Raw genomic sequence first — 22,504 nt, 5'->3', positions numbered from 1 at the left:
CGATGAATCGGCTCCCACACAGAGCATCGCCGATGAATCGGCTCCTACAATGAGACTGAGGTTAGCCTGCGTGTCGCGCGGCTAGTTTCGCCGCCACGGCATCGAACCCGATGCCGCGGGCGCGCAGCACGACCATCAGATGAAAGACCAGGTCGGCGGCTTCGCCGATCAGGGCGTCGTTGCCTTCGGCAACTGCGGCGAGTGCCGTTTCGACACCCTCCTCCCCCACCTTCTGCGCCATGCGGCGAATGCCGCCTTCGAACAGCTTTGTCGTATAGCTGCCGTCCGGCCGTTCCGCATGCCGCGATGCAACCAGCGCGTCGAGCTCGCCGAGGAAACCCAGCGACGGCTTGACGTCGTCACCGAAGCAGCTCGACGTGCCCGTGTGGCAGGTCGGGCCGGCGGGTATGGCGCGCACGAGAAACGTGTCGGCATCGCAGTCCAGGCGGATGTCGACGAGCGCCAGCGAATCACCCGAGGTCTCGCCCTTCGTCCACAAACGCTGCTTGCTGCGGCTGAAGAAGGTCACCAGGCCGCTCGCGCGCGTTTTCGCCAGCGCGGCGTCATCCATGTAGCCGAGCATCAGTACTTCGCCCGAATGCGCATGCTGCACGATCGCTGGCAACAGGCCGTCGCCCTTGGCGAAATCGGGAATCACCTCGTTCATAGCCTTACCTCGATACCCTGCAGGCGCAGTTCGCGCTTCAGCGCGGGAATGCCAATGTCGCCGCTGTGGAAGACGCTCGCAGCGAGCGCCGCATCCACATCGGCGTCCTTGAATACTTCGGCGAAGTGCATGGGGATACCCGCACCGCCGGAGGCGACCAGCGGTACGCGGGTGATCGCGCGGGCCGCGGTCAGTTGTTCGATGTCGTAGCCGCGACGTACGCCGTCGGTGCCCATGCAGTTCAGGACGATTTCACCGGCACCCAGTGACTGCACCTCGTCGATCCACTCGAGCGTACCCTTGCGCAGCGCCCTGGTTCGCGATGGATCGCCGGTGTACTGGCGAACGCGCCATTCGCCGTCCTCGTCGCGCAGGCTGTCGACGCCGACGACCACGCACTGCACGCCGAAGGCGTCGGCGATCTCGCTCACGAGGGCCGGCCGCTCGAGCGCCGGCGAATTGATCGAGATCTTGTCGGCTCCGGCATGAAGCACCTCTCGCGCATCGTCAACGCTGCGGATACCGCCGGCGACGCAGAACGGGATGTCGATCTCCCGCGCCACGCGCTCCACCCAGTCACGATCGACGCGGCGCCCTTCCGGGCTGGCCGTGATGTCGTAGAACACCAGCTCGTCGGCGCCCTCGTCGCGATAACGCAGTGCCAGCTCGACAATCTCGCCGACGACGACGTGGTCACGAAAACGCACGCCCTTGACGACCTGTCCGTCGCGCACATCCAGACAGGGAACGATGCGACGGCTCAGCATGTCGCGTTCGCCTTGTCGGCGGTCGCGATGGCGTCGCGTAGCCCGAACGCGCCCTCCAGCAGCGAACGGCCGAGGATGATGCCGGCGACGCCCTGCAACGAGAGATCGGTGACGTCGGCGAGCGACTTCACGCCGCCCGAAGCCTGCACATCTAACCCGGGGGCCAGCGTGGCCAGATGACGATACAGCGCCAGGTTGGGGCCGCTCATGGTGCCGTCGCGATCGATGTCGGTACACAGCAGATGGCGCGCACCGGCGGCTTCGTACCAGGGCACGAGATCGTCGAGCGTGTGGACTTCGTCGGCCGTCCAGCCCGCACTGGGCAGCTTCCACAGCCCGTCACGGAWGCGTGTGTCCAGGGCGAGCACGATGCGATCGCAGCCGTAACGACCGATCCATGCCGCGACCGACTCCGGATCACGAATGGCGACGCTGCCGACAACGACACGCTCGACGCCCGCATCGAGCAGCCGGCGAACGCCCTCCTCGTCGCGAATGCCGCCACCGGCCTGCACGCGCAACCGCCCGCCCGAGGCGATGCCGGCGATGGTGGAGAGGTTCTCGAAGTGGCCCGAGCGCGCACCATCGAGATCGACGACATGCAGCCACGTCGCGCCATCGTCGGCGWAGCGCGCTGCCAGCGCTTCCGGTTCGAAGGCGAAGGTGGTCTGTTGCGCGTAGTCGCCCTTGAATAAGCGGACGACTTTGCCCTCGCGCAGGTCGATAGCGGGTATCGGTAGGGTCATAGGGAGAGGAAATTCCGCAGAAGCTGGGCACCCACGCCGGCCGAACGCTCGGGGTGGAACTGCATGCCCATGAAATTGCCGGAGGCGACCACCGCCGAGAACGGTGTACCGTGCTCGCTCGCCGCCAGGGTGTAAGGACCGGTCGGGACGGCGAAGCTGTGGACGAAATACGCCGTGTCACCCTCGCGCAAGCCGGCGGTCAGGCAATGCGGCGCCGTGACCTGCAGCGTGTTCCAACCCATGTGCGGCACGCGCAGACCCGGTGCATCGGTGAAACGCTTCACCGCGGCAGGAATGACGCCAAGGCACGCCGTGTCGCTTTCTTCCGAGCGTTCGCACAGCAGCTGCATGCCCAGGCAAACGCCGAGTACGGGCTGGGTGAGACCACGCAGCACGTCGACCAGACCTGCCTCGCGCAACATGCGCATGCCCGGCGCCGCGGCACCGACGCCCGGAAGAATCACGTGACTCGCCGCGCGAATGCGTGCCGCATCCGAGGTGAGCTCGGCATCGGTGCCGAGGCGTTGCAAGGCGTAACGCACGGAGCCGATGTTGGTGCCGCCCGCGTCGACGAGGACCACCTTCATCAGAGGCTTCCCTTGGTGCTCGGCAGTTCGGCGCCTTCGCGGCGTATCGCCTGACGGAGCGTACGGGCGACCACTTTGAAGCAACCCTCGACCATGTGGTGCGCGTTTTCGCCATGCACAGTGAGATGCAGGTTGGCGCCCAGCGTCTCGCAGAGCGAACGGAAAAAGTGCGGCACGAGTTCGGTCGGCACATCGCCGACGCGGTCGCGCGGGAAGCTACCCTCGAAGACGAAGTAGGGCCGACCTGACAGATCGAGTTCCGCCCGCGCCGCACTCTCGTCCATCGGCAGCGCGAAGCCATACCGGCCGATGCCACGTTTGTCGCCCAACGCCTGGCGAAGTGCCTGGCCAAGGGCGAGCGCGGAGTCTTCGATGGTGTGGTGCTCGTCGATATGCGTGTCGCCCTCGCAGGTGAGGCTCAGGGCGAAACCGCCGTGCTTGCCGATCTGCTCGAGCATGTGATCGAAGAAGCCCAGGCCCGTGTGCACGTTCGGCTCGGCAACACGGTCGAGATCCACGTTCACGCGGATGGCGGTCTCTTTCGTTTTGCGCAGCACCTCGGCGGTGCGTGGCGCATCGAGCAACGCGTGCGCCACCTCGGCCCAGCTCGCCCCGTCGGCACCCACACGGAAACCGCGGACCCCGAGGTTGGCGGCGAACGCGAGGTCGGTGTCGCGGTCGCCGATCATGGCCGACTGYGCGCGGCTCCAGCTATCGTCCGCCAGCCAGTGGCGTGCGAGCCCGGTGCCCGGTTTACGGGTATCGAGGTTTTCGTGTGGGAAGCTCCGGTCGATCAACTGCTCACGGAACGTGACGCCCTGCGAGGCAAAGATGTTCACCATCAGGGCATGCGGCCCATCGAACGACGCCTGCGGAAACGAGGGCGTGCCCAGGCCATCCTGGTTGGTGACCATGACCAACTCGTAGCCCGCGGCGACGCAACGCTGCAGCGCCGCGATCACGCCGGGCATCAGGGCGAGCTTTTCATAGCTGTCGATCTGCTGGTCGGCCGGTTCCTCGATGAGGCAACCGTCGCGATCGACGAAGAGGATCTTGCGACTCATGCCGGCGCTCCCGCGCGTAGCACGGCCAGCACGCGATCGTTTTCGTTACCGGTGCCGATGGTGATGCGCAAGGCATCCTCCAGTCCGGCGTATCGGGACACGTCGCGCACCACCACGCCAGCGGCGAGGAGACGGCGATACGTCCCAGCGGCATCGTCGAAGCGCACGGCCAGGAAGTTGGCGTGCGACGGCATCACCTCCCTCACGCCCGGCAGCTTCTGCAAGGCGACGACCATCCGCGCGCGCTCGTTGAGGATCTCGTGCAGATGGTGCCGCTGCACGCGCCGGCCTTCGTACGACAGCGCGCCCATGGCGGCATCCACGCAGGGCGACGGCAGCGGGTACGGCGGGATGATGCGGCGAAGCAGGCCAATCACTTCCGGTCGCGCGATGCAGGTGCCCACACGGGCGCCCGCCAGCGACCAGGCTTTGGACAGCGTGCGCAGGATAGCGACGTTGTCATACGGGTCGATAAGCGACGATGCGCTGGCGACGCCACTGTATTCCGCATAGGCCTCGTCGATGACGAGCAGCGCACGGCCTTCGAGCGCCTTGGCGATGCGCTCCAGATCGACGCGATCGACGAGATTGCCCGTGGGGTTGTTCGGCGTGCAGACGAAGACGATGCGCGTGGCCGGCGTGACCGCGGCCAGGAGCGCATCGATGTCGAGCACCCCCTGGCGACTGAGTGGCGACTCGATCACGGCCGCGCCCTGGATGCGCGCGCACACCGCGTACATCCCGAAGGTCGGCGGGGAGATGAGTACGGCGTCTTCGCCGGCACGGCAGAAGGCGCGCACGAGGAGGTCGATCGACTCGTCGCTGCCACGGGTCACGAGGACGCGATCACCGGTAGTTCCGTAAAGCTCGGCGAGGGTTTCCACCAGCCCGCGCGGCTGCGGATCGGGATAGCGATTGAGCCCCTCACCACCGGGAATGTTCGGCGGTCGCGACGACTCGTTCGCGTTGAGCAGTACCGTGCCCCCCTGCGCTTCCATGCGGGCGCTGGAATACGGCGCGAGCGCGCGGATATCGGGACGTGCCAGATCGAGGATACTCATGCGGCGGCATCCATGGCGGCGAGCCTGAGGGTGACGGCCCGGCGGTGTGCCTCGAGCTGCTCAGCCTCGGCGAGGATCGCCGCGCAAGGACCGATGTTGCGCAGCCCTTGCGCCGTGAGCTCCTGCACCGTCACCTGCTTCTGGAAGCTGGCGACCGAAACACCGCTGTAGCTGCGCGCATAACCGTAGGTGGGCAGCACGTGGTTGCTACCACTGCAGTAATCGCCCACCGACTCCGGCGTCCATTCGCCGAGGAACACCGAGCCAGCGGATTCGACGGCATCGAGCAGCGCACGCGCATCGTTGGTCTGGATGATGAGATGTTCGGGGGCGTAGCGATTGCTCACCTCGACCGCCTCGCCGAGGTCGGCGACCAGGATCAACCGGCTTTCGCCCAGCGCACTCGCGGCCACCTCGGCGCGCGGTAGCTCGCGACGTTGACGCTCCACTTCGATTTCGACGGCATCGAGCTGCGTCGCCGACGGGCTGACCAGAAGCACCTGCGAATCGGGGCCGTGCTCGGCCTGCGAAAGCAGGTCGGCGGCGATGAAGCGCGGATCGGCATCGGCATCGGCGATGACGAGCACCTCGGATGGACCGGCGGGCATGTCGATCGCAGCGCCTGCCGGATCGCCGGCGACCTGCAGTTTGGCTTCGGTGACCCAGGCATTGCCCGGCCCGAACAGCTTGTCGCAGCGAGGCACGGACGCGGTGCCGTACGCCATCGCGGCGATCGCCTGCGCGCCACCGAGTTTGAACACGCGAGTGACGCCGGTCGCCCGGGCAGCGAACAGCACCGCATCGTCGCAGCGTCCGTTAGCTTGCACGGGCGTGCAGAGAACGACGTCGCGACAGCCGGCAATCGCTGCGGGCACGCCGAGCATGATCGCTGTCGAAGGCAACGGCGCCCCGCCGGCCGGCACGTAAAGCCCGACGCGACGAATCGGGCGCAGGACGCGCTCCACAGTGACGCCAGGCGCGGTTTCCACGCTCACCGGCGTCGGTGCGGCAGCCCGATGGAAACGCTCGATGCGTGCCGCCGCCTCGAGCACGGCCGCCTTCAGTTCAATCGGCAGTCGTGCTTCCGCCGCGGCGAATTCCGCCTCGGTCACGGCGAGCGCGTCAAGCGTTGCGCCGTCGTAGCGTGCCGTGAGTTCGATGAGCGCGGCATCGCCGCGCACGCGCACATCCGCGATGATCGCCTCGACGCCGTCGCGCAAGGCAGCCGCGCGTGACTGCAGCGGACGGGCGAGCGCCGCCTCGCGACCTGCCGCGTCGAGACCCTTCCAGTCGATCCGTTTCATGCCAGCATCTTCTCCACCGGCAGCACCAGCATGTCGCGGGCGCCGGCGCGTTTCATGTCTTCGAGCTGGCGCCAGCTCACCGAGCCGGCGCACAGGGCCTGCAACACCACCTGGTCGGGCGCGCCATCGACGGGTGTCAGCGTCGGGACAGGCAGCCCGGGCAAGAGTCGCGTGATCGCGGCCAGTGCATCGCGCGGTGCCTGCATCAGGATCAGGCGCGAATCGCGCACCTGGATGACGCCGTCGAGACGGCGCAGGAGCAGTTCGGCAATCTCGCCACGCTCGTCCAGCGGAAGTTCGCGACGGCCGGCCAGCACCGCCTCGCTTTCCACCACCACGACGGCCTCGCGCAACTGGTTGGCCACCAGCGTCGCGCCGCTGGAGACCAGGTCGCAGATGGCATCGGCCGTGCCGAGGCGTGGCGCGATTTCCACCGAACCGGCGAGCATCACCACCTTCGCGTCGACCCCGTGGCTGCGCAGCCATTCGCCGAGCAAGCCCGGGTACGACGTCGCAATGCGCTGCCCCTGAAGCTGGGCCGGGCCGTCGTAGGCGTCTTCCTGGGGCACGGCGATGGAGAGTCGGCAGTGGCCGAAGCCCAGCGGCCGCAGCTCGTCCATGCCGGCACCCGTGTCGGGGTTGGTCAGCTGGAACTCACGCAGCACGTTGCGACCGACGATGCCGAGATCGCAGACCCCTTCGGCGATCAGCCCCGGGATGTCGTCGTCGCGAACCAGCAGGAGGTCCACCGGCTCGCCCTCGCCGAAGCAGAACAGCTTGTCGCGGCTCTGCCGGAATTTCAGGCCGCAACGGGCCAGGAGCTCCTGGGCGGGCTCGGTCAGCCGGCCCGACTTCTGCATCGCGATGCGCAGCCGATCGCGCGGCTTCATGCGACACCTGCGAGGTTGCGACGCGCCGCGGCGGCCATGTAGCCACCGCTTCCCTGGTTGAGATAGCGGGCCACCCGGCCGATCGTGGTGATGCTGACCGACGTCTTTTCGTGGATTTCGCGGTAGGACCGCCCTTCCAGCAGGAAGGGCACCACCCGCCAGCGGTCCACCATGACCTCGATCTCGGCCGGGGTGCAGAGGTCGTGCAGGAAGGCACGCATCTCATCCACGCTCGAGAGACCGAGCAGGGCCTCGCAGAGGCTGGTTTCGGCCGAGTTGGCCGGCATTTCGGGGTCGATCGAGCGACGCTTCATAGTGTACTAATGCGTTAATACGATAACTTATCCTATCGCGGCAACTTCGGCGTGGCAAGCACCGACATGCAATTGCGCTTTTCTTCCATATACCCCGCCCGGGTCGCTCGACAAGATGACGGCTTTTCCACCGTCGCGAGCCCCTGCCATGTCGAGCACCGTGATCATTGCCGACGATCATCCGGTCGTCGTCGCGGGCGTCGAGACCATCCTGAAGTCACACCGCTACCAGGTGGTTGCGCGTGCCCACGATACCGATGCCCTCTTCGATGCCCTCGCCGACCATCCTTGCGATGTCGTCGTCACCGACTTTTCCATGCCCGAGGGCAGCCAGCCCGATGGCATGCCGATGATCCGCCGCATCCGCGCCCTACGGCCGGATACCGGCATCGTCGTGCTGACCATGCTGTCCAATCCAGCCATCCTGCGCACCCTGCTGGACATGGGCGTGGCCGCCATCTTCGACAAACGGACCAGCCTTCGCGACATCCCGGTGGCCGTGCACGCGGCCGAGGTCGGGCGCTCCTACCTGAGCCCGGCCATTCGCCGGCTGTTCCACGAGGCGGACTGCGCCGACAACGCGGACGAGCTCGCGACACGCCTGTCGCCACGCGAGGTCGAGGTATTACGTGCCTATGCGCAGGGCTACGGGCTGGTGGACATCGCCGCGTCGATGGGCCGCAGCCTGAAAACCATCAGCCGGCAGAAGCGCTCGGCCATGGCCAAGCTGGGCCTCATCAACGATGCCCAGCTCTACCAGTACCTGGCCGGCATTCGCGCCGGCACGCTCGACGACTGGTCGCCGGCGATCGAAGCGGCGGCCAGCCTGCGCTTCTTTGCGCTCTAGCGCCCGCTCAGGCGACCAGGCGACCGGAGGCGACCAGTTCGCACACGAGGCGAACGTCGCCATCCATCGCGCGGTCGCGCTGCATGAAAGCGATGTGCTCGCGCAGCGTCGCCAGAGCGGCACGGACGGCAACGCCGCCATGGAAATCCTCGGCGCGCGCCAGCGCGTCCATGAGCGCCCGCACTTCCGTCTCAAAGCGGGCGAAATGCGGCGAATCGCTGCGCGGCGCGCCATTGATCTTGGCGGCCAGGGCTTCCCAGTCGCCACGGTGAGCCAGGGTCCGCGCGGCATTGAGCATGTCCTGGCGGTACTCCAGCGCCTGTGCGGCGGTGTACAGCTCCATCGCCAGCACGTGACCGAGGTCCTCGGTCATCTCGAGCACGTGGCGCGCTTCGTTGGCACCCATGGAGACGTGGTCCTCGGCGTTGGCACTGGTCGGCACGGAGTAAACCGACGCCGGGTGCGCGCGCGTCGCGAGGTCGTTGACCAGCGCCGCCGCCGTGTACTGCACGATCATGAAGCCCGAATCGGTCGCGTCCTCGTTACCGATAAGGAAAGCCGGAAGGCCGTCGTTATTGGCCGGGTCGACCAGTTTCGCGGTGCGGCGCTCGGAGATCGAGGCGAGCACGGGAATCGCCGCCTTCACGTAGCTCATCGCCAGGGCGAGCGGCATGCCGTGGAAGTGACCGGCCGAGATCACCTGGTCTTCGATCACCTGGGCGTTCTCGGCGTCCGGGAACACCAGCGGGTTGTCGGTCACTGCGTTCAGTTCGATATCGAACACGCGGCAGGCCTGTTCCCAGGCATCGCGAACGGCGCCGTGCACCTGCGGTGCGCAACGCAGGCAATAGGCGTCCTGCGGCTGGTGCTTCTTGCCGCCCTTGAATGGGAGGAAGCGCGAATAGAACGCTTCCTTGCCGTGGCGCTGCGTCGCCGGCACCCAGTCCCAGCTGATGTCGAAGCGATACGCCTGATCCGAGGGCTCGGACCAGGAATCGGCCAGCCACGGCTTGAACCGCGGGACCATGTGGTAAGCGATATCCGCCAGCGTCGAACCTTCGAGAAGATGGCTGATCTGCTTCGCCGTCTCGACCTGGCCCGGATGCGGACGCAGGGCGTGAACCTGCTCAGCGTAAGCGCCCTTGCGGCCAGCGAAGGCATCGAGCGTCATCGCCGCGGCGAGATCCGCCGTGCGGATCAGCATGTCCATCGTATCCAGCGCGAGCACGCCCGTAGCGAGCATCTGCGTCGTGCCATTGTTCAGCGCCAGGCCCTCCTTGAAGGACAGGCGCACGGGCTCGAGGCCGGCCTTGGCCAGCGCTTCGGCACCCGGCATACGCACACCTTCGTAGAAGGCTTCGCCGCCACCGAGCAGGACGATCGCGAGATGCGACAGCGGGGCCAGGTCGCCACTGGCGCCGACCGAGCCCTTCTCCGGAATGACCGGGACGACATTGCGGTTGAGCAACTCGGCCAGCGCGCGCAGAGTTTCGACGCGGATGCCCGAATGCCCCTTCATCAGCGTGTTCACGCGGATGGCGAGCATGGCGCGCACGACGTCCTCGCCGAACGGCTTACCCACGCACACCGCGTGGGTGATGATCAGGTTGTGCTGCAGCTCTTCCAGCAAGGTGCCCTCACGCGGCTCCGGGTTACCACCCGGCAGCTCGTCGCGCACGCGGTGCGCGCCGAGCAGCTTGTCGGCATTGCTGCCAAACCCCGTGGTGACACCGTAGATCGGCTCACCGCCACCGACCTTCTCGGCGAGGAAATCCGCGGCGCGCTTGACCTTGACGAGCTGCGCCTCGTCGAGGCGGATGGTGGCGCCCTGGCGCGCGATGGCGGCGACCTGGCTGCGTGTGAGGCTACGCCCGTCGAGAAGGATGCTGCTGGTCATGGGGACTTTGGCCGTGCAAAAGGGAGGTGGGGGATGGGAGCGGCTCAGCGACCGATGTCGGCCTGGGCTAATTCGACACGCAGGGTTTTGACCAGTTCCGTCCGGGCGACTTCGAACTGATCCTCGCGACGAAGATCCTTCACGGTGACGACGCCCTTGGCAATCTCGTCCTCGCCCAGGACGATCACGAAGCGGATGCCCGCACGGTCGGCGTACTTGAACTGCTTGCCCAGCTTGCTGCCTTCCAGGACGACCTCGGTGGCGATGCCGGCGTTGCGCAACTCGGTGGCGAGGGTCAGATAGGCCGGCAACTGGTTGGCGTCCATCTGCGTGACCAGCACATCCACCGTGCTCTGTGCCGTGGAGATCAGGCCAGCGTCACGGAGCTGCCAGTAAAGACGCGTCAGGCCGATCGAGATACCCACGCCCGGCAGGTGCGACTTGGTGTACTGCCCGGCAAGGTTCTCGTAGCGGCCGCCCGAACAGATCGAACCGATACCCAGGTGATCGTTCAACGTCGTCTCGTAGACCGTACCCGTGTAGTAGTCGAGGCCGCGGGCGATGGAAAGATTCAGGGCGAAATGCGATTCCGGGACGTCGAAGTCGCGGATCATCGCCAGCACTTCCTTGAGCTCGGCACGGCCCTGCTCGAAGGTCTCCGAACCGGAACCGAGGGCGTCGAGCTTGGCGAAGGCATCGCTCACGGAGGTCGAACGCACCTGGACGAAGGCGAGAATCTTGTCCGCCACGTCCGCCGACAGGCCGAACGCCTCACCGGTGAGCGTCTCGCGCACGTAGTCCGCGCCCCGCTTGTCGAGCTTGTCGACTTCGCGCAACACCAGCATCTGCTGCTCGGCATCGCTGACGCCGAGGTTCTCGAAATAACCGCGCATCAGCTTGCGGTTATTCAGCTGGATGGTGAAGGCGCCGATGTTGAGCTCGCGGAAGACACTGTAGATGACCGCCGGGATTTCCGCGTCGTAGCGCACCGACAGCGAGTCCTTGCCGATCACGTCGATATCGCACTGGTAGAACTCGCGGAAGCGACCACGCTGCGCCCGCTCACCGCGGTAGACGCGCTGCATCTGGTAACGGCGGAACGGGAAGCTGAGATCGTGCTCGTGCTCGGCGACGTAACGCGCCAGCGGCACCGTCAGGTCGAAGCGCAGTGCCAGCTCGGGCACACCGCCCTTCTCCGCCGCCGCGCCGAGGGCGCCGGTCGACTGGACGAAATACACCTGGCGTTCCGTCTCACCGCCGCTCTTGGTCAGCAGCACGTCGCTATGCTCGATCACCGGCGTTTCGATCGGCAGGAAGCCGAACCGCTCGTAGTTGCGACGGATGGTGTCGAGCATGCGCTGGAAGGCGATCTGGTCGAGCGGAAGGAGCTCGAGGACACCAGGCATGGTGCGGGCCGGGGTGAGTGCCATGCAATTCCTCTTGGGACAGGCTAGTCGGAGCCGCCACGCGGCAGCCGCTTAGATTAACAGATGGCCGCCTGCCAGCCCTGCGCCAAAGCCGGATGCCGTCGATTTGTAAAAAAGATGCGACGACCTGTTGCGAATCGGTAGGGTCATGGCTAATATACGCGGCTCCCGTCGGGGTGTAGCTCAGCCTGGTAGAGCGCTACGTTCGGGACGTAGAAGTCGCAGGTTCGAATCCTGTCTCCCCGACCAATATTCGAAGAGCAAGGCCCTGAAAACCGCAGCGATGCGAGCTTTCAGGGCTTTTTTCTTTTGCCCGTGTGCCGGAAGTACGGAGGCCCACCGGCACACGCGCACGCTATCGCCCGCCCCTACGATGCCTCAGTCATCTAACGGAACGGGGATCAGCATGGGTAGGAACGGCACCGGCATCCTGATGGCAATCCTGCTTTGGCAAGCACAGGTGGCGCACGCAGATGCCTCCACCGCAAATCAGGTCGATGAGATCGTGGCCAAAGACATGGCTACCCGGCACACACCCGGCGCATCAGTGGCTGTTATCAAGGATGGCAAGGTCGTGCTCGAGAAGAGCTACGGACTTGCCAGCATCGAACTGAACGTCCCAGCCACGAATGCGACCCTGTATCCCCTCGCATCCACGACGAAGGAATTTACCGCCGTCGCGATCATGACGCTGGTAGAGCAGGGCAAAGTCTCGCTGGACGATTCTGTCAGGAAGTACCTTCCGAACCTTCCTGCCTCATGGACCCCGGTGACAATCCGCCACTGCCTCTCCCACACCTCAGGCCTTCCGGACGATGTGGCGGCCGATACGGTCAATGTGCTGCCGCTTGCCGGGACTCGCACCGACCTGATGGCTCTACTTGGGACGAAGCCGGTCAAAGCGCCGGGGGCCTTCATGGTCTATAACCAAACCGGATTCATGCTGCTTGGGGACATCATCGCGCACGTCAGTGGCATGCCGTACGAAAGCTACATCAACGAACGGCTGCTGAAGCCGCTCGGCATCGCGGGCCTGCAGTGGGGCGATACCTGGACGCTCATCCCCGGTCGTGCATCGTTGTATACCGCACTGCAGCCGACGGCTGATCACTCAAAACTTCAACTCGACGAGAAGGGTGCGCCGGTTTTCTCGACCGACGGCATCCACCCTTTTGGCTCGAAGATCGCGACAGAGTGGCTGATGCCCGCAGCAGGACTGAGCGGCAACATCGAGGCCATGTCTGCCTGGGAAAACGCGCTCTGGAACGGTAAGGTCATCAAGCCCGCAAGCCTCGCACTGATGGCCAGACCGTACGTCATGACCGACGGGAAAACCGGTGATTTTGGTCTCGCGCTGATGCACGATAGCCAGYAGGGACATGTGACGATACATACCGGCGGGGGTGCGGCCGTCTGGATCACCACGGTTCCCGATCAACACCTGACGGTGATCGTACTGACAAACCTACAGGCGTCGCAGCCTTACAAGCTGGTCGCGGGAATTCTCGACGCGTACATGGTCGGCCAGCACTGAAATCGGCGGCAGCCGAAATTCCGGGTGGCAGCCTTGGTGGCCTGATTGCGGCCCACAAAAAAGCCCTGTAAAAACAGGGCTTTTTGCAAACTGGCGGAGAGTGAGGGATTCGAACCCTCGATAAGGCTTTTGACCCTATACTCCCTTAGCAGGGGAGCCCCTTCGGCCACTCGGGCAACTCTCCGTGAACGTTCGTCGTTGAGGAACGTGCCTTAACGAGCGAGCAAGGATACTGGTCCTTGCTTCAGCCGTAAAGAGCTTTACTGGTCCTGGTCGTCCCCGGTGTGGCCGGCAGGATCGTTCTCGTTCTTGATGCGCTGGTAAATCTCTTCGCGGTGAACCGCGACGTTTTTCGGTGCATTGATACCAATGCGAACCTGGTTACCTTTGACACCCAGAACAGTGACGGTCACCTCGTCGCCGATCATTAGGGTTTCACCGACCCGGCGGGTCAGAATCAGCATGATTGATACTCCATAAAATCAGGTATTGGCTTCCCCACCAACGACAACTCACCCCGAGTGCTTGCCGTCAATGGTTGACGTTTCGACCATCGAAGGCCGAGCTGCCTTCCCCGGCTCTAGTTGTGTGTGTCGCTGACCAGCTGTCCTGCCTTTGTTTCGATCCAGCGGATCGGTGCCGAAAAATGCTTTCGGCATTCGGATCATACTAGCCGAGCCAAACCAGCGGGCGCAACGCACGACAGGACAAAACGGCCGGTTGGATGCCTTTACGGCACCCTCCCGTTCACGCTGGCCGGTTTCGTTCAGTGCAGCCGGGACTCGACCCAGGCCGGGATCCCCGCAAGGATCTGCGGAAGCTCCGGCGAGTCCACGCCGCCGCCCTGTGCCATGTCCGGCCGACCACCGCCCTTGCCGTCGATTCGCGACGCCACTTCGGCCACCAGGTCGCCGGCCTTAACGCGACCCAACGCCGCACCGCCAACGCCCGCAACCAACGAAACACGGCCGTCGAGCGCACCTGCGAGAATGATCGCGCAATCGCCGAGCTGTTGCTTGAGGACGTCTACGCTATCGCGCAGCGACTTGGCGTCGAGACCTTCAATACGCGCGGCCACGATTTTGATACCGGCGACATCGACCGCCGAGGTCGCAAGATCCGCCGACGCCGAGCTGGCCGCCTTCGCCTTGAAGGATTCGATCTCGCGTTCGAGTTTCTTCTGCTTGTCGAATAGCTGACGAAGCTTCTCGACCACGTCGTCGCCGCTGGCCGCTAACAAACCGGACACTTCGCTCAGTACGCGCTCTTCATCGGCAACACGCGCCAGTGCGCCGGCACCGGTCACCGCTTCGATACGACGCACGCCGGCGGCAACGCCGGACTCCGAAACGATCTTGAACAGGCCGATATCGCCCGTGCGCGACACATGCGTGCCACCGCAAAGTTCGGTCGAGAAGTTGCCCATCTTCAGCACACGGACTTCGGCGCCGTACTTCTCGCCGAACAGCGCCATCGCGCCGAACTCGATCGCCTCGTCGTAGCCCATGTTGTGGACTTCGGCCTGGGCGTTGTGGCGAACCTCGTCGTTGACCATGCGCTCGATCAGCTTGAGCTCGTCAGCGGTCATCGGTTTGAAATGCGAGAAGTCGAAGCGCAGGCGTTCCGGCGCGACCAGCGAGCCCTTCTGCGACACGTGGTCACCGAGCACCGTGCGCAGCGCGGCGTGCAGGAGATGCGTGGCCGAGTGATTGAGCACGGTGGCCTGGCGCTGCGACGCGTCCACGGCTGCCCCGACCACATCACCCTTGTTCAGAGGTGCCGAACCCTGCCAGCTGCCGAAGTGCGCAAAAAACGCGCCACCGACCTTCTGCGTGTCCTGCACGGCGAGGGCGCCGGACGGATGGCGGATCATGCCGGTATCACCCACCTGCCCGCCCGACTCCGCATAAAACGGCGTGCGATCGAGCAGGAGGAAGGCCTCTTCGCCGTCGGCAAGCCGGTCGACAGCCTTGCCGTCGCGCACGATGGCAACGACCTTGGCGTCGGCCAACTCGAGCGAGTCGTAGCCGGTAAAGATCGTCGGCGACACGGCGCTGGCCACATCGGCCGGCAGCTGGGCCTTGCTGCCGAAGTTACTGGCAGCCCGGGCACGAGCGCGCTGTTCGCCCATGGACTGCTCGAAGCCGTCCATGTCGACGCTCATGCCGCGCTCACGCGCGATATCCGCCGTGAGGTCGACCGGGAATCCATACGTGTCGTAGAGCTTGAACGCGTCGGCGCCCGGAATGATCTGGCCCGACTTCGCAGCGATGTCGTCGAACAGGCGCATGCCGTGCTCGAGCGTCTCGCCGAAGCGGTCTTCCTCAGTCTTCAGCGCCTGCTCGACGAAGGCCTGCTTCTTCGCGATTTCCGGATAGGCTTCGCCCATCTCGGCAACCAGCGGCGCGACCATCTTCCAGAAGAAGTCACCGCGCACGCCGAGCATCCAGCCGTGGCGCAGCGCGCGACGAATGATGCGACGGAGCACGTAGCCACGGCCCTCGTTCGACGGCAGTACGCCATCGACAATGAGGAACGAACAGGCGCGGATGTGATCGGCGATGACGCGTAGCGACTTGTTCGAAATGTCCGCCGTGCCGGTGAGGCGAGAAGCCTCGGCAATCAGGTGGGCGAACAGGTCGATCTCGTAGTTGGAATGCACGTGCTGGAGCACGGCAGCCAGGCGTTCCAGCCCCATGCCGGTATCGACGCAGGGAGCGGGAAGCGGCGACAGCGTGCCGTCCGGCGCACGGTCGAACTGCATGAACACGAGATTCCAGATCTCGATGTAGCGATCGCCGTCTTCGTCGGGCGAACCCGGGGGGCCACCTGCGACGTCGGGACCGTGATCGAAGAAGATTTCGGTGCACGGACCGCAGGGGCCGGTGTCGGCCATCTGCCAGAAGTTATCCGAAGCGAAGGGGGCGCCCTTGTTGTCGCCGATGCGGACGATACGGTCCGCCGGCACGCCAACTTCCTTATTCCAGATGTCGAAGGCCTCGTCGTCCGTGTGATACACGGTGACCCAGAGCCGTTCGGCGGGCAGTTTGTAAACCCCGGTGAGCAGTTCCCACGCGTAGCGGATGGCATCGCGCTTGAAATAGTCGCCGAACGACCAATTGCCCAACATCTCGAAGAAGGTGTGGTGGCGGGCCGTATAGCCCACAGCGTCGAGGTCGTTGTGCTTGCCGCCCGCGCGCAGGCAGCGCTGGACGTCGGCCGCACGAACGTAACCCGGCTTTTCGCTGCCGAGGAAGACGTTCTTGAAGGGAACCATGCCCGAGTTGGTGAACAACAGGGTGGGATCGTTCGACGGCACCAGCGATGCCGAGGGCACGATGGTGTGGTCCTTGGAACGGAAGAATTCGAGGAAGGTCGAACGGATTTCGGCGGTTTTCATGAGCTATCGTGGCTTGGGCGCTGCGAGACATGTCGCGGAGACGCTCCGTCCAGAATCAAGGCTCACTGCCTTCAATCGTCGTCGGTGTCTTCCGCATCGGCGTGGGTTAGAACACGTACTGTGGCGGCGGCGAAGCCTCGACGCAAGAGGAATTGCGCCCGCCGCACCCGTTCCGCGGGGTCGGCCGAGGGTGAACCGTAACGACGACGCAGCTGGCTGGCGGCCAGATCCTGCCAATCGACGTCGGCGGACTCGATCAGCTCGCGGATCACGGCGTCCGTGATGCCCTGGCTACGCAGTTCGGCGCGAATACGGGCCGGCCCATAGCCCTGCCCGATCCGGCTCCGCATGAGCGACGCGGCGAAGCGGTCGTCATCCTGATAACCCTGGTCACCAAGCCGGGCGACGGCATCGGTGGTCTCCTCACGAGCAAAACCGCCGCGATCAAGCTTCTGCTTGAGTTCGCGGCGGGAGTGCTCGCGCCGGGCGAGCAACCCGAGCGCCTTGTCGTACGCGGTACGGGTGGGGCGATCGGCCTTGCCGCCGCCCTCCCCCGTGCCTTTATCAGACTTCCTCAAGCTCGTCGGCCTCGGTCGAGGCTTCGGCCTTCGGACCTGCCTTGACCAACAGACGGGCGCGCAGCTCGGCGTCGACTTCGTTGGCGATGGCCGGGTTGTCGCGCAGGAACTGACGGACGTTTTCCTTGCCCTGGCCGATGCGGTCACCCTTGTAGCTGTACCAGGCGCCCGCCTTGTCGATCAGATTCTCGCGCACGCCCAGCTCGATGATCTCGCCTTCGCGCGAGGTACCTTCGCCGTAGAGGATCTCGAATTCGGCCTGGCGGAACGGTGGAGCCACCTTGTTCTTCACGACCTTGACGCGGGTCTCCGAACCGATGACTTCGTCGCCCTTCTTGACCGCACCGATACGGCGGATGTCGAGACGGACCGAGGCGTAGAACTTCAGCGCGTTACCACCGGTGGTGGTTTCCGGGCTGCCGAACATCACGCCGATCTTCATGCGGATCTGGTTGATGAAGATGACCAGGCAGTTGGTCTTCTTGATGTTGGCGGTGAGCTTGCGCAGCGCCTGGCTCATCAGTCGGGCATGCAGGCCGACGTGGGAGTCGCCCATTTCGCCTTCGATTTCCGCCTTCGGGGTCAGCGCGGCGACGGAGTCGACCACAACCATGTCCACCGCGCCCGAGCGCACCAGCATGTCGGCGATCTCGAGAGCCTGCTCACCCGTATCCGGCTGGCTGACCAGGAGGTCGGCCACGTTCACGCCAAGCTTTTCGGCGTAGCTGGGGTCGAGGGCGTGCTCGGCATCGACGAATGCCGCCGTGCCGCCGGCACGCTGGCAGGAAGCGATTGCCTGCAGGGTCAGCGTGGTCTTACCCGAGGATTCCGGACCGTAGATTTCGACGACACGACCGCGCGGCAGGCCACCGATACCCAGGGCGATATCCAGGCCGAGCGAACCGGTCGACACCGTGTCGATCGCATCGTCGGCGCGATCGCCAAGACGCATGACGGCACCCTTGCCGAACTGCTTTTCAATCTGGCCGAGGGCACTCGCCAGCGCCTTGCGCTTATTGTCGTCCATCGTCATATCCGGGTCTCGTGTGTAGGTAGGTATCTTGCCCGACCGTGGTCTCAGGGACTGCGATCCGCAATCGCCAAGTGTGCCACAGGGGACCGAGCTCAGCCCCTGAGCTCGGAGGTCATTCCAGCAAGTGCGCGGGCCACCGTCTGTCGGCGAACTGCCTCGCGATCGCCCGAAAAGTGGAAGAGCTCGGCACGCGCATACCCACCCCGACGCTTCCAGCCAATCCATACCGTTCCCACCGGCTTGTCCGGCGTCCCGCCGGACGGGCCCGCGATACCGGTGACTGCCACCGCCACGCCCGCGCCGTATCGGGCCAGGGCACCGGAAACCATCTCGAGGACAGTCTCCTCACTCACGGCGCCCGTCCGCTCGAGCGTGCGCGGGTTTACCCCCAGCAGGGACTCCTTGGCGCTGTAGCTATAAGTAACGACACCCGCCTCGAACCACGCCGAGCTGCCGGCCAGGTCGGTCAGGGTCTTGGCGATCCAGCCACCGGTACACGACTCGGCCGTCGCCACCATGACCCGGCGCTCTTGGGCAGCGGTAGCGACGTCCTGGGCCAGCGCCATGAGGTCGGCGTCGGAGGGGATGGCTGGCGAATCCATGGGCGGGTCCTGTGGGGAAAGGGAGAGGTTCTACTCCCGGGGCTTAGCGATGTCGATGCGGCCACGAGCCGCGAGAGTGATTATTTGAGAAAACTTCTACGTGGATTGGCGTTGTTGCGATGGCGTGGCGCCGCTACCATGACAACTTGTTGTTGGCACTATTTTGCCTATCCTTGATTGGCTTCGGGCGACGCCACGYACCCAACCCGCTTTCCACGTTGGGTACTCGGCTGCGCCCGCGCATCTCGAAGACAAGACCTACACAGCTCGACGAGCCAGAGCCACTCATCCGTTGCGGTTCATTCAGTCACCATCTCACCACTCCAGCTTTTCGCGCCACGCACGACATTCGATCGTGATCCTCAACACATTGAAAACATCAGCGTGTAGCGCGCCTGACACCAAAAAATGGCAACTTGCGAAACAGGGAGGCAGAGCACGAAATGGTTTCAATGGCAACATTCACGAGCTTTACACATTTGCGGCAATTGAGTGCGCCACTGCACAGTTGTGCAGTGACGTGCGTCCCGTCGGAGCGCGTTTCACGCATGTTACATGCCAGAAATGTGTGACAAGAGCCGCAAAAACACGCACATGCACCACTAGTCAGAAATTTCTTGTTGCGTTATGTTTACGGCGCAGACAGGGATCTGCAAAAGGGGTGGGGATACACAGTCGGTAAGACGCAACTATAGGTAGGCGATATCGTCATCGCTCCTGATGCGCGCGACCATTCTTCGCTGGCACGTTATGCAAGGGCGCTCTGCGCTCGTACAGGATGTTGTATGGATGATTTGCATGTCGCTCGGGGCCGGTTGGCCCGCCGTTCCAGTCTGTTCCAGGGATTTTGCTCAAGCCACGCCTATCGCGTGGTGGCACGCCGACAGATCGCTTGCCGATTCGCTCCCCCGGCTCGCGCCCTTATTCAATCCGTAGCGCTGTAAACGCTTTCCGGCTTCGCCCTACGGCGAGGAGCCGCGGTGTCTGTTGCCTGCGTTTTTCCCTTTGCTTTCGATGACTTACGAGCCAAGCGTGAATAGAACCCTGAATCCCCTCGCCCTCGGCCTTGTCTCCGCACTCGCCATGCTCCTTTCCGCCTGCGGTACGCCCGCCGCCAAGGACTTCGGCGGTAGCTGGAAGCCGGTCAACAAGTACGACGACAAAGTGGTCGAGATTCCGCTTGCCCTGCCGTACACGTACTACGCAGCGCCGATGGACAGCACACTGAAGACGATGCTGACCCGCTGGACGAAAGACACGGGGCTGAAGCTCCAATACCGTCTTCGTTCGGATTTCAGCCTCACGCGCGCGGCGTCCGGCATCCACACCACGGAACTGCGCGACGCAACGGCACAGCTGAGCAAGATCTACGGCGCGCAAGGCGTCGCCGTCACGGTCAATGGCTCGGATCTCGTCGTGGAAGAAGTGAGCGCCAGCGTTGCACCAGCACCTGCAGCGCCACCGGCCTCGGCATCGGTCGCCGCGCCCAGCGCTCCGGTCCCGGCTTCCGTACCCGAACCCACACCTGCCGCCGCTCCCGCCAACGACGGACACGTCGTCGCGAACGCGGACGCCAAGTAAGCGACGACAGGACAGCTATCCGATGCTCAAGAAGAAGAATTCACCGAAGATCGACCAGGCCGTTGCGCAGAGCGTGAGCTTTGAAGTCACTGTCGCCGACCTGGCGAAGCGGAGCGAAAAGCGTGCGTGGATCGTCGCGGGCTGCTCGGTCGCCGTCTCGCTGATGCTCGGCGGCACCATTTTTTACATGATGCCAATGAAGGAAAAGGTCCCGTACCTCATCCTCGCTGACGCGTACTCCGGAACGAGTTCGCTGTCCCGCCTCTCCGACGATGTGGTGAATCGCCAGATCACGTCTAGCGAAGCGGTCAACCGCAGTAACGTCGCGCACTTCGTACTCGCGCGTGAAGCGTATGACCTCGCGTTGACCAACCTGCGCGATTGGCCGACGGTCCTGACGATGGCGGCGCCTGATGTGGCGCAGGCGTACATGAACCTGCATGCGGCGAATAACGAACAGAGTCCTTACAAGATCTACGGCAAGTCGCGCGCGATCCGGGTAAAGATCCTCAGCCTTTCCCTGATCGGTGGCGAGAACGGCCAGACGCCGAAGGGTGCGACAGTTCGCTTCCAGCGCAACGTGTTCGACAAGGTGAACGGGTCGACCTATCCGCTCGACGCCAAGATCGCCACGATCTCCTTCACCTATAAACCCAACCTGCGCATGGATGACCAGAACCGGATCGAGAATCCGCTGGGCTTCCAGGTGACGGGCTACCGTGTCGATAACGACTACGGCTCGCCGCCGCCTGCCGAGTCGACGGATCCGAATGCAGCGGCCAACGCCGCAGCGATGAATGCCGCCGCACCCGCCCAGGGTGGCGTCCCCGTCCAGGGTGGTGCGCCCGGCGCGCCCACCATGCAGGTACCGGGCGCTCCCGGTGTCGCACCTGCTCAGCAACCAGGGGTGCCCACCGGCTACGCGCCGCAGGCACCCGCCGCAGTGCCCGGCCAGGTACCGCAGGCCCAGGCCATTCCGCTCCAGCAGTCGGTCGGTATTCCACCCTCGCCCATTCCCTCAGAGGGGGGCTACGCCACGCAGCCACAGGCTGCAGCGCCGGCCGCTCCGTATCCGCAAGCCGCACCGCCCGCGGCCCGTCCCGTGACCCGCGCCGCCAATGGAGGGCGCCGTTAAATGAACCGTTCCAGCAAGCTGAGACTGGCCTGCAGTCTGGGACTCGCCCTATCGGGTGTCCTGACCGTGGCCTCCGCGGAAACCAATCCGACCACCACGCCCGCACCGTCCGCCACGGGAACGGCGATCGCCGTACAGCCCTACGAGTACCAGCCCGACCGGATCTACACGGTACGGACAGGCCTCGGCATCACCACGCAGATCGAGCTCAGCCCCAACGAGAAGATCCTCGACTACAGCACGGGCTTCAGCAGCGGCTGGGATCTCACGCGTCGCGACAACGTCTTCTACATCAAGCCGAAGAACGTCGACGTCGACACCAACATGATGATCCGCACGGCTACTCACTCCTACATCCTGGAGTTGAAGGTCGTCGCGACGGACTGGAAAACGCTCGACCAGGCCCGTCGCGCCGGCGTGCAGTACAAGGTCACCTTCACCTACCCCGCCGACACGAGCTTCATGAGCGAGTCGAAGAAAGTGGAGGAAACCCCCGAGCTCGATACGGACCTCGTGAAGGGCCGTGACTACAACTTCGATTACGACTTTTCCAAGTCGCGCAAAGTCGCTCCGTGGCTCGTGCCGATCAACGTCTATGACGACGGCCGCTTCACGTACATCAAGATGCCGGATCTCAAGCAGTTCCCGACAGGTAACTTCCCGACGATCTACATGCGCGAGAAAGAACACGGAGAAGACTCGGTAGTGAACACCACGGTCGAAGGCAACACGATCGTGGTCCATGGCACCTACAACTACCTGGTTATTCGTCACGACGACAATGTCGTGGGCCTGCGAAGGAACACAAAGAAGTGAGCCCGAACAATCCCTATCAGCCGGACGACGAGTCCAACGGCAACAACCACGTTCCGCCGCCGAGTGAGCATCACGCCGGTGAGCGCGATCCGTTGGCGAGCAATCCGTATTCCAACCAGCAGCGTCAGGCGCCGCAGCCCGATCTGGACGGCGGTGCGCCACACCTGACCACGAACGATATGCGTCGCATGAACCGCAGCGCGCTCGGCTTGCTTGCCGGTATCGTCGTGCTTCTCGTGGTCGTTGCCTTCTGG

General features: G+C 64.5%; 21 protein-coding genes, 2 tRNA genes and 1 pseudogene. 7 read left to right on the top strand and 17 right to left on the bottom strand.

Annotated features, from left to right (window positions below):
• Positions 1-61: 61 nt before the first annotated feature.
• From hisIE to AC1DYM_RS15130, 9 genes are read right to left on the bottom strand one after another with little or no spacing between them, the layout of a single operon-like run.
• Positions 62-667: a bifunctional phosphoribosyl-AMP cyclohydrolase/phosphoribosyl-ATP diphosphatase HisIE gene (gene hisIE, locus AC1DYM_RS15170; RefSeq protein WP_477339685.1), complete on the bottom strand. Its 606-nt coding sequence runs from the start codon at positions 665-667 to the stop codon at positions 62-64.
• Positions 664-1,434, bottom strand: coding sequence for an imidazole glycerol phosphate synthase subunit HisF (gene hisF, locus AC1DYM_RS15165; RefSeq protein WP_477339683.1), 771 nt, complete (start codon positions 1,432-1,434; stop codon positions 664-666). Before hisF ends, hisIE begins: the two co-directional genes overlap by 4 nt.
• A complete protein-coding gene (locus AC1DYM_RS15160; protein WP_477339681.1) occupies positions 1,428-2,180 on the bottom strand; it encodes a 1-(5-phosphoribosyl)-5-[(5-phosphoribosylamino)methylideneamino]imidazole-4-carboxamide isomerase in 753 nt (250 codons plus the stop codon). The genes hisF and AC1DYM_RS15160 overlap by 7 nt, the downstream gene beginning before the upstream one ends.
• Positions 2,177-2,767 (bottom strand): imidazole glycerol phosphate synthase subunit HisH, encoded by a 591-nt coding sequence (gene hisH, locus AC1DYM_RS15155; protein ID WP_477339679.1) that lies wholly within the window; start codon positions 2,765-2,767, stop codon positions 2,177-2,179. The genes AC1DYM_RS15160 and hisH overlap by 4 nt, the downstream gene beginning before the upstream one ends.
• On the bottom strand, positions 2,767-3,831 hold the full coding sequence (gene hisB / locus AC1DYM_RS15150) for a bifunctional histidinol-phosphatase/imidazoleglycerol-phosphate dehydratase HisB (protein ID WP_477339677.1): 1,065 nt from the start codon (positions 3,829-3,831) through the stop codon (positions 2,767-2,769). The genes hisH and hisB overlap by 1 nt, the downstream gene beginning before the upstream one ends.
• Entirely contained in the window at positions 3,828-4,892 is a 1,065-nt protein-coding gene (gene hisC, locus AC1DYM_RS15145) for a histidinol-phosphate transaminase (protein ID WP_477339675.1), read from the bottom strand. Before hisC ends, hisB begins: the two co-directional genes overlap by 4 nt.
• On the bottom strand, positions 4,889-6,196 hold the full coding sequence (gene hisD / locus AC1DYM_RS15140; RefSeq protein ID WP_477339673.1) for a histidinol dehydrogenase: 1,308 nt from the start codon (positions 6,194-6,196) through the stop codon (positions 4,889-4,891). The genes hisC and hisD overlap by 4 nt, the downstream gene beginning before the upstream one ends.
• On the bottom strand, positions 6,193-7,086 hold the full coding sequence (gene hisG, locus AC1DYM_RS15135; RefSeq protein WP_477339671.1) for an ATP phosphoribosyltransferase: 894 nt from the start codon (positions 7,084-7,086) through the stop codon (positions 6,193-6,195). The genes hisD and hisG overlap by 4 nt, the downstream gene beginning before the upstream one ends.
• Entirely contained in the window at positions 7,083-7,400 is a 318-nt protein-coding gene (locus tag AC1DYM_RS15130) for a YerC/YecD family TrpR-related protein (RefSeq protein ID WP_477339669.1), read from the bottom strand. The genes hisG and AC1DYM_RS15130 overlap by 4 nt, the downstream gene beginning before the upstream one ends.
• 148 nt (positions 7,401-7,548) lie before the next feature.
• Between AC1DYM_RS15130 and AC1DYM_RS15125 the strand changes: the two genes are divergently transcribed.
• Positions 7,549-8,247: a response regulator gene (locus AC1DYM_RS15125; protein WP_477339667.1), complete on the top strand. Its 699-nt coding sequence runs from the start codon at positions 7,549-7,551 to the stop codon at positions 8,245-8,247.
• 7 nt (positions 8,248-8,254) lie between these two features.
• Here the strand turns inward: AC1DYM_RS15125 and AC1DYM_RS15120 are convergent, their stop codons facing one another.
• Both AC1DYM_RS15120 and hisS read right to left on the bottom strand, forming a co-directional pair.
• On the bottom strand, positions 8,255-10,144 hold the full coding sequence (locus AC1DYM_RS15120; RefSeq protein WP_477339665.1) for an HAL/PAL/TAL family ammonia-lyase: 1,890 nt from the start codon (positions 10,142-10,144) through the stop codon (positions 8,255-8,257).
• A 44-nt stretch (positions 10,145-10,188) separates the two neighbouring features.
• A complete protein-coding gene (gene hisS, locus AC1DYM_RS15115) occupies positions 10,189-11,574 on the bottom strand; it encodes a histidine--tRNA ligase (RefSeq protein WP_477339663.1) in 1,386 nt (461 codons plus the stop codon).
• 169 nt (positions 11,575-11,743) lie between these two features.
• Here hisS and AC1DYM_RS15110 point away from each other — a divergent pair.
• Positions 11,744-11,820: transfer RNA gene (locus tag AC1DYM_RS15110), tRNA-Pro, on the top strand.
• A gap of 157 nt (positions 11,821-11,977) precedes the next feature.
• Positions 11,978-13,105 (top strand): serine hydrolase domain-containing protein, encoded by a 1,128-nt coding sequence (locus AC1DYM_RS15105; RefSeq protein ID WP_477339662.1) that lies wholly within the window; start codon positions 11,978-11,980, stop codon positions 13,103-13,105.
• 91 nt (positions 13,106-13,196) lie between these two features.
• Here the strand turns inward: AC1DYM_RS15105 and AC1DYM_RS15100 are convergent.
• The 6 genes from AC1DYM_RS15100 to AC1DYM_RS15075 all read right to left on the bottom strand — a co-directional run bounded on the left by AC1DYM_RS15100 (position 13,197) and on the right by AC1DYM_RS15075 (position 18,718).
• A tRNA-Ser gene (locus tag AC1DYM_RS15100) sits at positions 13,197-13,289 on the bottom strand.
• A 76-nt stretch (positions 13,290-13,365) separates the two neighbouring features.
• A complete protein-coding gene (gene csrA, locus AC1DYM_RS15095) occupies positions 13,366-13,569 on the bottom strand; it encodes a carbon storage regulator CsrA (protein ID WP_046966111.1) in 204 nt (67 codons plus the stop codon).
• A gap of 302 nt (positions 13,570-13,871) precedes the next feature.
• Positions 13,872-16,505 (bottom strand): alanine--tRNA ligase, encoded by a 2,634-nt coding sequence (gene alaS, locus AC1DYM_RS15090; protein WP_477339660.1) that lies wholly within the window; start codon positions 16,503-16,505, stop codon positions 13,872-13,874.
• A 71-nt stretch (positions 16,506-16,576) separates the two neighbouring features.
• Positions 16,577-17,083 carry a regulatory protein RecX gene (locus tag AC1DYM_RS15085; RefSeq protein WP_477339658.1) on the bottom strand — a complete coding sequence of 169 codons (507 nt, stop codon included), beginning with the start codon at positions 17,081-17,083 and terminating at the stop codon, positions 16,577-16,579.
• A complete protein-coding gene (recA, locus tag AC1DYM_RS15080) occupies positions 17,070-18,110 on the bottom strand; it encodes a recombinase RecA (RefSeq protein WP_046966154.1) in 1,041 nt (346 codons plus the stop codon). Before recA ends, AC1DYM_RS15085 begins: the two co-directional genes overlap by 14 nt.
• 98 nt (positions 18,111-18,208) lie before the next feature.
• Positions 18,209-18,718 carry a CinA family protein gene (locus AC1DYM_RS15075; protein WP_071924977.1) on the bottom strand — a complete coding sequence of 170 codons (510 nt, stop codon included), beginning with the start codon at positions 18,716-18,718 and terminating at the stop codon, positions 18,209-18,211.
• Positions 18,719-19,750: 1,032 nt separating this feature from the next.
• Here AC1DYM_RS15075 and AC1DYM_RS15070 point away from each other — a divergent pair.
• The 4 genes and pseudogenes from AC1DYM_RS15070 to AC1DYM_RS15055 form a co-directional block, all read left to right on the top strand.
• Positions 19,751-20,299 carry a hypothetical protein gene (locus AC1DYM_RS15070; RefSeq protein ID WP_477339655.1) on the top strand — a complete coding sequence of 183 codons (549 nt, stop codon included), beginning with the start codon at positions 19,751-19,753 and terminating at the stop codon, positions 20,297-20,299.
• 22 nt (positions 20,300-20,321) lie between these two features.
• Entirely contained in the window at positions 20,322-21,434 is a 1,113-nt protein-coding gene (locus tag AC1DYM_RS15065; RefSeq protein ID WP_071924975.1) for a VirB8 family type IV secretion system protein, read from the top strand.
• Positions 21,435-22,250 carry a TrbG/VirB9 family P-type conjugative transfer protein gene (locus AC1DYM_RS15060; protein WP_477339653.1) on the top strand — a complete coding sequence of 272 codons (816 nt, stop codon included), beginning with the start codon at positions 21,435-21,437 and terminating at the stop codon, positions 22,248-22,250. It abuts the gene before it with no gap.
• Positions 22,247-22,504, top strand: a pseudogene (locus tag AC1DYM_RS15055) (hypothetical protein); the annotation flags it as partial. The gene AC1DYM_RS15060 and the pseudogene AC1DYM_RS15055, both read left to right, overlap by 4 nt.

It is taken from the genome of Luteibacter sp. P1_D3 (assembly GCF_056406135.1).
This window is presented reverse-complemented; position numbering and strand designations above follow the sequence as displayed.

Coding starts and splice junctions, on each gene's coding strand:
- AC1DYM_RS15060 (WP_477339653.1), top strand. CDS start 21,435: ATGAACCGTTCCAGCAAGCTGAGACTGGCCTGCAGTCTGGGACTCGCC.
- hisF (WP_477339683.1), bottom strand. CDS start 1,434: ATGCTGAGCCGTCGCATCGTTCCCTGTCTGGATGTGCGCGACGGACAG.
- AC1DYM_RS15120 (WP_477339665.1), bottom strand. CDS start 10,144: ATGACCAGCAGCATCCTTCTCGACGGGCGTAGCCTCACACGCAGCCAG.
- AC1DYM_RS15065 (WP_071924975.1), top strand. CDS start 20,322: ATGCTCAAGAAGAAGAATTCACCGAAGATCGACCAGGCCGTTGCGCAG.
- hisC (WP_477339675.1), bottom strand. CDS start 4,892: ATGAGTATCCTCGATCTGGCACGTCCCGATATCCGCGCGCTCGCGCCG.
- AC1DYM_RS15130 (WP_477339669.1), bottom strand. CDS start 7,400: ATGAAGCGTCGCTCGATCGACCCCGAAATGCCGGCCAACTCGGCCGAA.
- hisD (WP_477339673.1), bottom strand. CDS start 6,196: ATGAAACGGATCGACTGGAAGGGTCTCGACGCGGCAGGTCGCGAGGCG.
- hisIE (WP_477339685.1), bottom strand. CDS start 667: ATGAACGAGGTGATTCCCGATTTCGCCAAGGGCGACGGCCTGTTGCCA.
- hisH (WP_477339679.1), bottom strand. CDS start 2,767: ATGAAGGTGGTCCTCGTCGACGCGGGCGGCACCAACATCGGCTCCGTG.
- hisG (WP_477339671.1), bottom strand. CDS start 7,086: ATGAAGCCGCGCGATCGGCTGCGCATCGCGATGCAGAAGTCGGGCCGG.
- alaS (WP_477339660.1), bottom strand. CDS start 16,505: ATGAAAACCGCCGAAATCCGTTCGACCTTCCTCGAATTCTTCCGTTCC.
- AC1DYM_RS15075 (WP_071924977.1), bottom strand. CDS start 18,718: ATGGATTCGCCAGCCATCCCCTCCGACGCCGACCTCATGGCGCTGGCC.
- AC1DYM_RS15125 (WP_477339667.1), top strand. CDS start 7,549: ATGTCGAGCACCGTGATCATTGCCGACGATCATCCGGTCGTCGTCGCG.
- recA (WP_046966154.1), bottom strand. CDS start 18,110: ATGGACGACAATAAGCGCAAGGCGCTGGCGAGTGCCCTCGGCCAGATT.
- csrA (WP_046966111.1), bottom strand. CDS start 13,569: ATGCTGATTCTGACCCGCCGGGTCGGTGAAACCCTAATGATCGGCGAC.
- hisS (WP_477339663.1), bottom strand. CDS start 11,574: ATGGCACTCACCCCGGCCCGCACCATGCCTGGTGTCCTCGAGCTCCTT.